Below are 14,324 nucleotides of genomic sequence, written 5' to 3'. Positions count from 1 at the left end.
ACTTCCTAAAGGCTGCAGGATATGTCTCTAGTTAAATGCAAATTACTTCAAAAAGTTTGCGACAGAACCTTACCTGTCAGGATTAGGTGGTGATCTTAAGGTAGCAGAACATCCCTGCGCCGCTGCATTTCCGAATTTGCAAAGCGCTTGTAAAGGCTCTGCTGTTCATCGTTCGTCGACTGCGCGGGGATATCCAACTGAGCTAGGGCTTCGGCAACACGAGTTCTGATTGCAGGCACATCATCTGCCCGAACGCAGTACTTTGTCAGATACCAAGTAAGAAACTTCTTTTGAAACCCCCGATCCATTTGGCTTGGCTTGAGGCAAGCCTTTAGCAACCCGTCCAAGTTTTTCACATGCGTCGTGGCGAGCGCGTAGTCAGACTTAGCATATGTAATAACATGTGCGCCTTGCAACAAAGCTTCAAATAGCACACCCGAGTTTCCACCAACGGTGCATAATGCTCCCTTGATGAATTCATGGATTGAACCATCGGTAAGGAGGACGCTGTCAAACTTGCGTTGCAACTCATCCAAAAGCGACGTTATCGCACCGGCATCACAAAACGGATGGCGCTTGATAACCAGAGTTTGACCTAAGCTTTCGCACAATTCTGCCAGAGCAAAAACTGCTTCGGCAGGATCGACGTGATTGAGCTCAGCAACAATGTCCTCGGCTGTTTGTAACGGCAGAAAGATGTACCGATCAGACGGACGCGACCTGATCTTCGATTGCTGATATTTTGAAGAATTGCTGGCCGCTTGCAGTTTCGCGAGACGAACCACGAAGCGGGCGGCTTCATGCGATGAAATTGCATCAATTCCATCCAGAAACTTCGAAGGCGCAGTGGCTAACTCTGAAAACCCTGAGTAGCCGAGCCTATCAACAGTATAAAATGGTGGTATGTAACTCTCTTTGAACCGCAAAATATTCCCTACAGAGCCGATTGAATGAAAACTGATAACTAATTGACCTGGCTGGTAAACGCGGGGGCTTTTATCTGCGCCAAAAGGCAAACGGATCGGTCGCACACGAACAGACAGATCGCTCAGCGCTAGTAGGAGTGACGAATAAAACACTCTGTGCCGGTTGCCGTCCGTTTGATTGAGCAGATGACCCTCTGACAACTCCAGAACAACTTCTACGTCAATATTTAGCACTATTTTCCCTCAACTCGCCCATAGGATAGAACAAGCGCCCAATAACACGACGAAGTTTCTTGTCTTGGGTTCGCGCAAACATAACCGGATCGGCATCAAATTGCTCGACCCAACCGGCGCGACGTTTGGATCTAATGATTGGACGAAGTATCGGTCGCCATATGCGAAGTAACCCGAACGGACCCAACACATTCCAGTCTGGAAAAAACATTTTTACAATACGGCGATCCTGTCTATTTTTCGTCCAGTTTTCACGGGCATACTTAGCAGGATTCTGCTTGTAGAGAACTTTTATTTCAGGTGTAAAGCGGCGCTTCCAAACTCTTCTTAAGATCGGTGACAGAAGCCAAAGGCGCCAGCCCAAAAAACCGTAGTTGACAATAACGTTCAGTCGTTTTTCGACATTCAGTCGTTTTTCGATTGGCTTGAAACGATCGTAAGCCTCGGCAACCAACGCGATTTCCTCCTGATACAACGACGCAACTTCAGACTTCGCGCCTTTGCTCTCAAAGAGGACTTCGGAGGGTCGTCCTAACCAGTCTCCTGCAATTTCCCTGATTGCGTCCCTGGTCAAAGCCATTATACGTTCCTCATTCTCGGAAGACAGCAGCCAAGGTTTTGGCATCGGGATATCGCGTGACTTTCTCCAGCGACTCAATCCCATCGTGACGTCTTCGATGAAGCCCAGATAGGCCTCCCGAGTGCGAAAAGATCGAGAATTATAGCTCCTAATCAACTCCACATGTGGACCGGACAGTTGCATCGAGTTTACCTGAGATTGAGAAGACCTGATAAACTGGGTCAGTAATTCCAGATTCGTCGACTGTGCAAAGTCAAACCACAGGTCGTTATTCAGCATTTCGGAACTCTGGAAAAGCCGGATTTTAATCTTATCCCTGCCAATTTTGCGAGCCCAAGCGTTTAAGACGTTCCGATAGTCCAGCAAACGCTTAATTTCGGGCCGATCAAGCCATTTGGAGATTGGATCATCAACTTTGCCCATCGCTCCACCGGCGACAAACTCGCAATATTGTGCATTCGCCCATTCAATCGGATCGCGAAGATAGACGACCATTTCAACATCATATCCGTCGAAATAGTCAGGAATCTTGTGTGCGTTTTGCTGAAGAAAATACGCTTCACTGGAAAGCAAAATGGTGTGTATGCGCCCTTCCATCAATTGAAGACCACTTTCAATATACCGCCGGAGATAAGGGTCACCTGCGCTGACGTACGGTAAAACCTCTGCATGCCCCGCTTGTTTATGCGGCCGGTTTTTCTGCCAGAAAAGACCAATCTCCGGGTACCAGACACCGTGACGCATCAACTCAGGCCTGTTCTGTTCCAGCATGTTCTGAATATAGGTGCTACCCGTTTTGGTTGAGCCAATGTGGACAACAATCCGAGGGTTTTCAAAGGTTGATTTGCTCCTCTTATGGGCCAGCATCACACGTTCGTTGCGCGCATAAGTGTTCAGAGCCTGTTGAAGATCATGTTCAGGCGAACCCGAAGAAACCTCTTTTAGCGTAATGCAATAGAGTTCATCTTGCGGTATTGGCTTCCGGTTGATGACGCAGTCGAGTATGTTTGGGCGATCCGCCAGAATGCACGCCGCAATCAATGGGTACGCCGAAGTTCTGGCCAATTCTTTGTTACTGTGAACGAACTTGGAAAACACATCTCCTGAGGAGATATTGCAGAATTTCAGTAGTTCCTTTGCGCGCTGTAAAAAAATATCACGCTCTTTGTTTCCTCTGGCAGTTGCATGTCTATATGCGTCCCCATCAACCATCAAAGCTAGGAATTGCGAAACATTATAGACAAGGTGCTCTCGCAATGGACTGTTCAGAGCGTCCGCACCTGCGGCGACCAGTATTTCGAATGTTGTTTGGAAATTCTTGAACATCAAACCGAAATCACTCACACTTCGTAATCTACGTGCAGTCGAGCCTATGCGAACCCGATAGGCAGTCGCCTCAATATTGCACAAGCTGACTTTGTCTGCGTTGACGAGAGCGTTGACGAGAAATGCCCTTTCCTCCCATTGGGGTGTATGGAAAAAGATTTTATTTTGAAGTAAGAAGTCACGCCGATAGAGCCAAAGCCAGAAATGCCTGTTGTTCAGAATAGTGGGTTCATCCGCGTAGGTTGTCTTAGGGATGTCTTCAGTGAAAAAGGCTTCGCTCCAATCCTGCCGTTTCTCGACGAGATCGTCGCCAACAAAAATAGCCTCATACGCCTTTCGCCCGCGCACCATATCGAAATTATCCGATTTTGCACGATTATACAGCGTGAATAAGGCGTCATGATTGTCTAGCCAATCATCACCGTCAAGAAACCAAACATACTCTCCATGCGCAGTTTCAATTGCCCTGTTGCGCGCAAAGCCTTGCCCAACATTCTTTTCCAGAATTATGGCGCGAATTCTGGCGTCTTGGACGGCCAGTCGATCAATGATGTCCTGGCTGGAATCACGGGTACAATCATTCACCGTTATTATTTCAATGTCGCGCAGTGTCTGCTGTTGAACCGAAGCAATGCACTTCTCGATATAATCCTCGACACCATAAACAGGGATTACAACGGAGACCTTAGGTAACTCTTCTATTTTCCCGGAAAAATTGAGCAACGCGTATGGGCGATTTTCCTCAATAAAATCCAGTACATCTTCAATCTCGCTCGGTGCTTTTTGCCCCGGAACATTATAGATCGTGTACCAAATATAAAAATAGTGAAACAGTTCTTCTAAGTTGCGTTCTCGATTACGATGAGGTATCTCCTTTCTGTCGTCGGTCAGCCCCCAGCCAGCATAAAACGGCGCACCAAAGCAGACAACTTCTTTCCCGGCAAATAGCGCTTCCAATCCCATCTGACTGGTTCCAACATAAATCTTGTCGACCTGATCAAACATCGCAAACGGGTTGACCGGCTCTCGGATCAGACGAACGCGACCGGTGGATGTCAAATGGGAATAGTACCCCCTACGAGTTCCTTTTTCCCATGCAGTATCCGGGTGCGTTTTGACCAAAACCTCAGCGTCCGGATTTTCCTTAAGTGCGGCCACCAGCATTTTCTGGAAGTCACTTTTGTCGGCTTTTCCGTAAATGGTGGATGCGTCCGCGAATGCCTGATCACACACCAATACGCGCCGTTTATATGTTGAGTTTGTCGCAGGAAACCTCATGGGTTGGGCATTGTATTTACTGATTCGCCGAGTGACGATTCGCTGAATAAGAGTTTTTGCGCGTAATATTTCTGTTTCTGACAGCGCGTCGTCGCTGTTCAGTTTTTGATTAAGGCGATTGGGAAAGTCCGACATGTAGTAATGGGCAATGTCATCATAGACATATCCCAAGCAAGCATAGCGAGCATTTCTCTCCCGAAAGGCGTGAGACCAACTGTGTGTGCTTGCCAAGAAACCCTGTTCAAACAAGATAAGTTCCGCTTCGGCCGGCAAGACATCTAACAAGCCTAATAAACCTGTGTGAGACTTCTGTTCATTCTGTAGAATAGTGCCCGATCCAAAATAAACCTTGCCCCTGTCTGCATTGGACTGTTCGAATGTCAGAATACTTGAAAACAGATTTCTCAAATTGGCGCCGTAGCCGCTGTTCAGCGTTTGCTCGGCGTAGCCAAAAGTGACCAGTTTATCATTCAGCGACAATACGTAGTCTCGGATATCACGATCGGATACGTGACTTGATTGCCGTAAAGCCAGAAACTCCGAGAACCTTATACTTTTTTTGTGAAAATCTTGTTTCATTTTGATGCTAATTGGTCAAATCTGAAAGTGCTACAAGCAACTTTGTTTTCAGATTTGGTTGTGCACTTGGCAAACCACGCTCTACTGCTTCGGCAAAAACTTCTTCCCATTGCGGGATAATCTGCTCTTCCGAATAGTTGTTTCTAAACCGATCCAGCGAAGCGCGCCCCATTTTCTCCCGTAGTCGCGAGTCACTCATGATTTTGCTTAAAGCTTCAGAAAGATGCTCCTTAGCATTATCAGCATCGCACAAAATACCGTTCTCTCCGGTTTTGATCTGCTCGTTGACACCGCTGCAGTTGTTGAAGCCAAGTATGGGTAAACCATGTGCCATTGCCTCAAGCATAGATAAGGGAAACCCTTCAAAGAATGACGACAGAACAAAAGCATCCGCACCTCTATAGAAAGCGTAAGGATCGTCGGTTTCACCCACGAACTCAACATTGCCGGATATTTTCAAAGCGGAAACCAGTTCTTTCAGGCTTTGACGCTCTGGTCCGTCGCCCACGATCCGAAGAACCCAATCCTTGTTGCTCTGTAGGCTTTTCGCGAACGCCTGTATTGTTAAGTGAACGTTCTTTCTAGGAACAAGCCTGCCAACCGTCAGCATTACCTTCTTTCGCTTGGAGACATCTCCTGGACTCGCAACTTGAACCGGCTCTTTCACGGTATTTGGGATTACGCGAATCCTCTCTTGCATGAACTTTGGCAGCGTTGACCGAAAGTCCTCGGTAAGCAGATGAATTAGACTGGCACCACAAAAAGCGGTTTGCCTTTCAAATATCGTATTTGTGCCGATCCAGCACGGGAAGCGCGGATCTATATGCTCAGACAATACTAGTGGTACGCCTGCGCGATGCGCACATTTCACATAACGATTGAATGTTCGGTTCATATGCAGGCCCACGAGGACATCGAGCGATCGGCTAGCGATTGCCAGCATCATCTGATCATCCGAACGTTCATCACTCGCCTCGCTTAGACGCACCAATTCAATGCTCTCGACAAGCGGCCACTGAGAGGGGGTATCCATGTCTTCAAAGGTAAAAATCGTAACGTCATGGCCTCTACTCGCCATCGCATTCGCCATCATCTGGCCAACGTTTTCGGTACCGCCTTTGCCCTTTGTAATAAATGGAACAAAAAATCCCATTTGCATCTTTGAAATTGGTGGAGGAAATGTCAGCGATTTTCGTGGTACAGAGATCTGGCAGGGCGTGGTATTCCACTTCCAATTTACTACTTTCAACCGGCCTTCAAAACCTTGCTGCGCGGCAAACCCTTTCGGAAAGCATCCCGCATCGCATAATGTTTCAATATCTCCATTGGCCCGGCGCAACGCTCCATGAGGCAAGGAATTGCTCCCACGCCGAACAATGCCGAACAGATTATAGCCATGGTGTATGAATCTGCCGCCTGAAAGGTCAAATCCGGCATCGGCCAGAACGTACATTAATATCCCAATATTCCACCCTGCGTTCACATGACCGCCGACAACCTCGTGCTTGAAGGGAGGCACGGCAATAAACAAATGCCCATCTGGTTTCAATATTCTCCGGATTTCGCTTAATGCACGACCGGTGTCGGACACATGCTCCAACACATGTGCACACCAAACACAATCGAAACTGGAACTAGAAATCGGATGCATGTCGCAAATGTCCAATTCGGGCAATAGCTCGATGCCTTCAGGAAATACAGCGTCATCGGCGTTCAGGTAAGCATCCATATCATCCATACCTGAGGCTACGACATCCCATCCCGCGTTAAAAAAACTGCGCGCCGCCAATCCGGAGCCGGTTCCAATGTCAACTATAAGCCCTTTTTGGGGAAGCTGACGATGATTTCATCTATTAAGTCTTTTTGACCCTTAATAAATTTGGTAACCTTGACGCTCATTCCACTCATTGGATTTGAATCCCTTTTGGGTGTTTTTTTGGAATGTCCCGTAGAACATAGTTTTAATTTACGATAGCGATCATCGCATGGCGCATCAGTTCGGGGAATAAACGGAGCAATCTGGCTAGTAGCTTATACGCAGGGCCGCTTTTCCAACGCACCATCTACTCTCCAAAGAGCGACGACAGCTTTTCTTGATCTCTTCTGGAAACCCATTGTCTTTATGTCTGGTCTACAAGACCAAAATCGGCATTTGGATCACCATAGAGTGCGCCCATCATTTGCATGTTTTCAGCGGTTGTAAATTTCAAAGATCGAAGCAAAAAACAGTTATGGTATTCGCCGCCGCAACTCCAAGAATTTAAATTGGTTCACGGCGTGAACCAACACCACAGGAAAAGTTGCACACCGTAAGCCGTAGGTTTATCCAGTTGATTTATGCTCCCTAGGAGAGTTTGAATGAATGGTCAGATAGGAGCAAAGTGACATCGACCCATCTAACCAATGCTCGTTTTATAAGGCCAGGCTGCTGTACTGAGAAATACAAATGTGCTATGTTTTAATAGGTTCCGGCTATGGTTAAGCCGTGTTGCAGGCGTCTCGTGTGGATGGCGTTCGTAAAGTGGGCGGTAAATGCGTGACCGTCCGTTTTCTTCTGACTATCGATTACACGGAATCTATCATGCTCGATGTTCAACACGCAGTACATTTGGAACCCCGTAAATCAGTGGTGTCTGAAGGTTAACACGATTGAAATTCTCGTATCAGCAGCATTGACTAGGTCATGTTGACAAATGGCGCATCCATAGGCGGATGGACGTGATGTCGATGAAGCCGAGAAAGCTTTCGGCGGTCTTGTCGTAGCGAGTTGCGACGCGCCTTGCGTTCTTGAGCTTGTTGAAACAGCGCTCGACGAGGTTTCGCATGCGATACAGCGACCGATCCACACCGACGCGCATTTTGCGGGATTTACGCATCGGGATGACTGGCAGGACGTCACGCTTGTCCATTGCTTTGCGAATGCTGTCAGCGTCATAGCCTCTGTCAGCCAGCAGAACGCTTGGTTCGGGCAGATTTTCAGCCATCACGAGATCAAAGCCGAGGTAGTCCGATGTCTGACCTGGCGTGATCTCCGTCCTCATGGGCAGCCCGTGCGCGTTGACGAGAAGGTGGATCTTGGTCGTGAAACCACCGCGCGAACGGCCAAAACCCTGTCGCGGAGTCCCCCTTTAGCGCCCGCTGCCTGATGGTGCGCACGAACGATTGTGCTGTCAATCATTTGCAGGGCGTCTGGCACGGCCCCACTCTGGTTCAGGGCATCCATGATCTCCTCCCAGAGCCCCGCCAGCGTCCAGCGCCGAAACTGACGGTACACACTCGACCACTTGCCAAACTCTTCCGGCAGATCGCGCCATGGTGCGCCTGTGCGGGCGATCCAGAAAATCCCATCAAGAACAAGGCGGTGGTTGGTAGGTTTGCGCCCGTTCGGAGCGCGGACTGTCAGGATGAACCGCTCAAAGAACGCCCATTCCCCGTCCGACATCAGGTCTCGTGCCAAGCTGGTCTCCATCGCAGATACCAGCTTGAATCACGCCCATCGCGCCATGGGAAGCCCTTTTGTCAACACGGCCTAGCGCCCTCTCGTCTAACTTCGCCTTTCTGGAGGCCCGGCCGGGCGATAGCCGATGTCTATCAATGTATAGTATCTCGGTATTTCCCAATACAGCGACCTAGTCCTAGGCTTTGGGTACTGGCGCGTTGGAAGGATGTTTCTTTCCGGCCACCTGCCACTCACTCATCCTCCCCTCCCCAAAGGGGGAGATGCCAAGCTGAGTAGTGAGATTTAGTGATGGGGAATGAGCGCAACGGTTTCTGCACTGTTGCATTTCAAGTTCAAGTTGGATCGGTGTTTCCGGTTTCGGGTTTTGTGTAGGGAATATCTAATATGCGTGTGCGTTTTAACAGGAAAGTCTGCCCGAGTTCGCTATCAAAAAGCGCCAATAGTCGCCATGAATTCAATCTATTTGTTGCCGCCCGGGCGGCTCTACAATTGATCATCCGCATCCGTCGCGGTGCTTCAATGCAATTGACCGCGCTGGCAGCAATCTGTTCTATTCTGGCGCCTGGACTAGGACCGTCTCCCGCTCAGGCGGACATGAAGATGCACCCCAACGTAAAGCAATTAGCTATGTACAGGAGTGGCGGTACTTTCGATGGCTTCTGGAACCTCGAGTATCATAACAGCAAGATATTGTTGAGTTCTGATGGGAAAGCGTTGGATCTCATTACCAATCTTTTTTGGTTGAAAAGCGGCGATGCGTTTGAGGTTTCTAAGGGACCGCAACTTCCAACAAGTTATGATTTGAACAGGTATGGATTGATTTTAGAGCGCGGCCGTGACGCTGTCCTGCGCAACGGCAGCTTCGGCTGGCGTCGCGCCCTTGGTGGTTTGGACTCGGTTAAGATCATGCGCTTTGACGGCGGCAATGTCTTTACCGTAGCCGGTGCTTCCGTCGAAGAGGATACAATTTTGGTTGAGGTGGGTCTGAGACATTCGATTGAGGGCATCTTCTTGGATGTGGGCTACTATAGTGAACTCGGCCACCTCGTCCAAAACCGAGGCTTCAACATAGATGCCTCGTTCAATTTTTAGGTCAATTGGCTGGAGAACACTTCAACGACTTAAGCATGATCAGGCGCTCGACGATTTTCTTGGTTGGAAATCATGCGCTACCGCCATGGCAAGACTGACGCAACACAACGACCTCCCAGCTGAAAGGCAAAACCATGTTACGACTACTCATTATACTCTTTTGTATGACTGCCTTAGCGGCCTGTGATGTACCAATCGTGCCGTTGATTTGAACGGGTATGTCTATTTACCCGCTTCCGCCAAAAGCAGCAAGTGAGGCGCGCACCACAAGCACGTTTTCCTAGCTCATCACAAAATTGCCCAAGGCACTTGGGTACTTGGTGAATCCCGGAATGGTGGTTAATGGTCAGACATCTAAGTTGGCCGACAGAACGATCCGACGGAACGCATCAAAAGGCAATCTACAGGAGACACGACATGAGTGATTGGCCCGTTCAAGTACCATACGATTTGCAGGTTGGATTCGAAAGCAACCGTACCGATGTCTGGCGCATGACTTTCCAGAATTGGGCGAAGCAACATGGCTTGGAACTCAAGATTCGTTGGTTCCGGGGACTCGAGATTGCAATGGCAGAGTTGCATGATCGACACCTTAATGCCACCCCGGCCGAACATTGGCACTTAATACGGCTTTGGCTAAAATTGCATGATGTTGCGCCGCCTGATAGGCCAACTGTTGCGCCAACACAGGGCGCAATGCATGAATAGCGGAGCAAGTACAGTAAGGCTTGGTGTTCAACTCATAAGATCCACATGGCCGCGATCTTGTCCGTACTTTTTCAAGTTACGGAAGAAATTGTGAAGTTTCGAACATGAGCTTCGCTTATAGCACCCTTCTCCTCAGCAGCCGAGCGTATAACCAACCGATCGGTTTTGTGAATTAACTTGTGACTATTTTCGGTCTGCCAACACAATCAAAATAAAGCAGTCTTTTAAGGCAAACTAGTAGTGTCATCTCAACTGAACCGTGGATTGGAAACACCTTAGGCTGCCTGAGCTCTTGCATAGATTGACAGTCTGGAGAACTCAATGATCAAGCGTGCCTGGAACGAATGGCGGTCAGGCCATATGGGCCGCCTCATCGGTGAGAGCTTTTACGCCCAAAGCTCTTTGTACGGCATTGCCATCGTTGCAATGATCGCAGTAGCAGCTACGACTGCGGGCTCCGCGTACATGATGGAGTACATTGTCGACGCCATGACCAGCCCTGACATGCGTGGCTGGGCTCAGCTGATTGCATTGGGTGTCGTTGGACTGTTTCTCGCCAAAGCTGTCGCATCATATATTCAGTCCATATATTTGGCGCGAGCCGGAAACCGCATCGTCGCCCAACAACAGGATCGCGTTTACCGTAAGCTTCTCAGACACGGCGTTTCCTTTTTTTCCACCAATGAGTCATCTGATCTTTTGATGCGGACAACAAACGGTGCCCAAGCGGCACGACAATTGATCGATGTGCTCGTCACAGGATTTGTCCGCGACTTACTGACTCTGGTGGGTCTTGTCATTGTAATGGTGTACCAGCAACCCGTCCTTTCAGTAATGTTTTTTGTGGTTGGCCCAGTGGCATTGCTGGGCGTCAGGTATCTGCTGAGAAGCGTGCGGACGATCATGCAGGCCGAGTTCAAATCACTGGCCGAAATCATCCGGGTGCTGCAAGAGACGTCAGCTGGGATCAAAGTAATCAAGGTGTTTTCACTGGAAGATCGAATGATAACTCGTATGGATACGGCAATTCGAAAGGTGGAAGAGCGTTCCAACGACATCGCAAGACTACAATCTATAGCAAGCCCGTTGATGGAGTTTCTGGCAGGGCTTGCAGTTGCTGGCGTACTGGTTGTCAGCACATTGGGTATTGCTGGCACTGAACAGCCGACGGCCGGACAATTGATGTCATTTATCACCGCGTTACTGATGGCTTACGAACCAGCCAAACGTTTGTCGAGAATGCGCGTTCAGATCGAAACCTGCATGGTTGGTGTTGGAATGCTGTTCTCGCTTCTTGATCAAGAAGAAACCATGCAGGAAAGCCCGGATGCGCACGACATGATCGAGGGACCTGGCGAGATCGTCCTGCGCAATGTTACATTCGGATACCAGGGAGCCATTCCTGTAATTGAAGATATGAACGTCACATTCGAAGCACGTAAAACAACCGCGCTCGTCGGTCAGTCAGGTGGCGGTAAATCGACTTTATTTGGACTGATCATGCGATTCTACGACCCTGATCATGGCTCCGTTAAGATTGACGGGCAGGATCTGCGAGCAATAAGCTTCCAATCACTGCGCCGCAAGATCTCATATGTCGGGCAAGAGACTTTCCTTTTTTCGACCTCAGTTATGGAGAATATTCGCTGTTCCAAACCCGAGGCATCAGATGAAAAAGTCAAGGAAGCCGCGAAAGCAGCACATGCACATGGTTTTATCAGCGAACTGCCTCAAGGATACAACACACCTGTCGGCGAAAACGGAACCTTCCTGTCCGGCGGGCAAAAACAGCGCATTGCAATTGCCCGTGCCATCTTACGCAACGCCGAGATCTTGCTGCTAGACGAAGCGACAAGTGCGCTTGACGCAGAATCTGAATCACTCGTTAAAAATGCGTTAGGTACTTTGACAAAAGACATAACCGTGATTGTGATCGCGCACCGCCTGTCAACAGTTTTGGAAGCGGATAAAATCATGGTTGTGCAGGATGGGGCTATAATAGAACAAGGAAGTTTGGATGAGTTGCTTGTGAAAAACTGCAGTTTCCGTAGTCTTTTTGATAGGCAGTTCAAAAGTCACGATTTAACGTCGAAAGTGGCGGAATAGCTGTAAAAGCGATTAGTAATTAATTATTTAAATCTTAGAATACCTCACCAGTCTGCAGAGCTCCGTGTACTTGAAAAACAGTCTTTGCCAGATCGACCCCAATCATAATATCTTTCATGTCGCCGTCCTCTCCATATTGTGGCTGTAACACCACTAATTTGTCGGGTAGACGGGGTCGTTACCGATCCCCGCCCCCCACAGATCCGGACGTGCGGATTTCCCGCATCCGGCTCCTCACAGGCCAGTTTCGCTCATGGACTACGCCACTGACGGACAATCTTGGCTGGCGGCAATGGATACCTCCTTAGTAGTCCCTGCATTCGGTTCCAGGTAAGAGCATCCTTCTGACTTCGGCTTCCCAGCCATCGCTTCCAGATGCGCCCGACCTGGTAGCGATACCAGTTCAGACGTTTCGCATTTCCCGTGACCCCGTAGTAGGCATAGTGGCCCCGCATCACCCGAACCAAGTGCTCGTGCTGCCGCTTGAGCGGCAGGTGCCGGTAGGTCTTGCACCAGTTCCAAATCGCCTTCAGCGACTGCGCGTAACGGTCCTTGGCCGTGACTTGGCGAACAACGCGGTTGCCCTTCCGCGACCTTCCCCAAACATGGGTAAAGCCGAGGAAGTTGAACGTTGTTGCGCCCGTCACAGGGTGTTGTTGCCCCTTCAATCGATGGGGCCGGAAGTCCACGTAATGCGTCTTGCCCACATGGAGCGTGAGCCCATACTTGGCTAGACGTCTGCCCAGAACGCCAAGCATGCGCTCGCCGCTCACCGGGTCTTCTAGGGTTATGACAAAGTCATCAGCGTAACGCACCAGCTGGCTCCGCCCGGAAAGGCGCGGTCGCGCCACCTCCACGAACCATTCGTCCAGCACATGGTGCAAGAAGATGTTCGCGAGAAGCGGGCTGATCACACCCCCTTGCGGGGTTCCAGCCACCGAGTGCTGCCGGGAGCCTCCTTCGAGGACTCCTGCCTTCAGCCATTTGTCGATCATACGTCGAATAACGCCGTCTGTGATCCGCAGGTCGAGGAAGGATCGCAAGTGCCTGTGATCGATGCTGTCGAAGTACTTCGAGATATCCGCGTCGATCACCCAATACTGCCGTTGTCCCATGATGCCATCGCACAATCGGCGCAAAGCATCATGGGCAGAACGGTCCGGCCGAAAGCCGAACGAACAGTCCAGAAAGTCCTGCTCGTAGATCGGTTCCAGAAGCATCAGGATCGCCCGTTGCGCCACCTTGTCTTCAATGGTCGGAATGCCCAGAGGTCGTTTCGACCCATCTGCTTTCGGTATGTAGTGACGCCGCACCGGCGGCGCGCGATAGCTGCCCGACTTGATCCGCGACAGAAGGCTTTCAAGGTTCACCTCCAGGTCCCGCTCATAGTCGGCAGCCGTGCGTCCGTCGATGCCCGCCGCGCCATCCTTGCGCGTCAGGGCCCACGCCTCGAACATCCAGTCAAGGTCGATAAGATGGTGCAGGGACGTAAGCACCCGGCCCGGGTGCTCTCTCGCCTGTTTGGCGATCCACTGCCGTTTCGTGTACACGTTTGTAGGGCTCAGGGTCCCCTCCGATGTTTCCCGTCAATGGGTCTGACATGTGACGCCCCCCTTCCCTCCACCGGGTTCCGCTGGCCACGGTTCCCCGCTTTCGACGGTACTATGAGGGCGCTCCGACTTCCCGCACCGCATGCCCTTCGGCTTATTGTTTTCGCCAGCCGGGTCCGCAGGGTCCTGCCTGTTCGTGCTCGCCGCAGCGCTCCCGGGGGTTGCAGGTCAGCCCACGGGCCTGGAGCCTTTGGATCAGCCGGCGCTCCCTATTCCGGCTATGCCCCTGCGGGCAAGTGCGGGACCTCCCAGGTTCCGTGGCAATCCATCCCGTGACTCTGCGGCAGTCCAAGACCCCGGATGACCCCTATTGCCTCGCCCGTACCGGCAGGTTGGGTGCTGCCCCCAGGTGTGCCACACCGAAGGCGTCATCAAGTTCGCATTTCGAGGCTTACATCACCGCTTTATCACCCGTGTCTTGGCCC

At 50.3% G+C, this 14,324-nt stretch carries 8 protein-coding genes and 1 pseudogene; 3 read left to right on the top strand and 6 right to left on the bottom strand.

The features are described 5' to 3' along the window. Positions 1 to 95: 95 nt before the first annotated feature. From ACR3ES_RS23640 to ACR3ES_RS23620, 5 genes and pseudogenes are all read right to left on the bottom strand, one after another. Complete coding sequence (locus ACR3ES_RS23640; protein ID WP_480425920.1) at positions 96 to 1,160, bottom strand: capsular polysaccharide export protein, LipB/KpsS family; 1,065 nt, start codon at positions 1,158 to 1,160, stop codon at positions 96 to 98. Beyond that, a complete protein-coding gene (locus tag ACR3ES_RS23635) occupies positions 1,147 to 4,923 on the bottom strand; it encodes a capsular polysaccharide export protein, LipB/KpsS family (protein ID WP_480425919.1) in 3,777 nt (1,258 codons plus the stop codon). The genes ACR3ES_RS23640 and ACR3ES_RS23635 overlap by 14 nt, the downstream gene beginning before the upstream one ends. 7 nt (positions 4,924 to 4,930) lie before the next feature. Next, positions 4,931 to 6,376: a glycosyltransferase gene (locus ACR3ES_RS23630; RefSeq protein WP_480634635.1), complete on the bottom strand. Its 1,446-nt coding sequence runs from the start codon at positions 6,374 to 6,376 to the stop codon at positions 4,931 to 4,933. Between the two features lie 72 nt (positions 6,377 to 6,448). After that, positions 6,449 to 6,742: pseudogene (locus ACR3ES_RS23625) on the bottom strand (class I SAM-dependent methyltransferase); the annotation flags it as partial. An 862-nt stretch (positions 6,743 to 7,604) separates the two neighbouring features. Continuing rightward, a protein-coding gene (locus ACR3ES_RS23620; RefSeq protein WP_480425487.1) for an IS5 family transposase occupies positions 7,605 to 8,392 on the bottom strand; the annotation gives its coding sequence in 2 pieces (ribosomal slippage) (positions 7,605 to 8,053 and positions 8,053 to 8,392; 789 coding nt in all). A gap of 375 nt (positions 8,393 to 8,767) precedes the next feature. Here ACR3ES_RS23620 and ACR3ES_RS23615 point away from each other — a divergent pair. The 3 genes from ACR3ES_RS23615 (at position 8,768) to ACR3ES_RS23605 (ending at position 12,289) form a co-directional block, all read left to right on the top strand. Further along, positions 8,768 to 9,475: a hypothetical protein gene (locus tag ACR3ES_RS23615; protein WP_480425914.1), complete on the top strand. Its 708-nt coding sequence runs from the start codon at positions 8,768 to 8,770 to the stop codon at positions 9,473 to 9,475. A 417-nt stretch (positions 9,476 to 9,892) separates the two neighbouring features. Then, on the top strand, positions 9,893 to 10,183 hold the full coding sequence (locus ACR3ES_RS23610; protein WP_480425912.1) for a hypothetical protein: 291 nt from the start codon (positions 9,893 to 9,895) through the stop codon (positions 10,181 to 10,183). 321 nt (positions 10,184 to 10,504) lie between these two features. Next, entirely contained in the window at positions 10,505 to 12,289 is a 1,785-nt protein-coding gene (locus tag ACR3ES_RS23605) for an ABC transporter ATP-binding protein (protein ID WP_480425911.1), read from the top strand. A gap of 251 nt (positions 12,290 to 12,540) precedes the next feature. Here the strand turns inward: ACR3ES_RS23605 and ltrA are convergent, their stop codons facing one another. After that, positions 12,541 to 13,839, bottom strand: a complete 1,299-nt coding sequence (gene ltrA / locus ACR3ES_RS23600; protein WP_480425909.1) for a group II intron reverse transcriptase/maturase — start codon at positions 13,837 to 13,839, stop codon at positions 12,541 to 12,543. Positions 13,840 to 14,324: the final 485 nt, after the last annotated feature.

It is taken from the genome of Ruegeria sp. B1 (genome assembly GCF_056535885.1).
The sequence above is the reverse complement of the archived record's forward strand: the minus strand, read 5'-3'. Positions and strand labels throughout refer to the sequence as shown.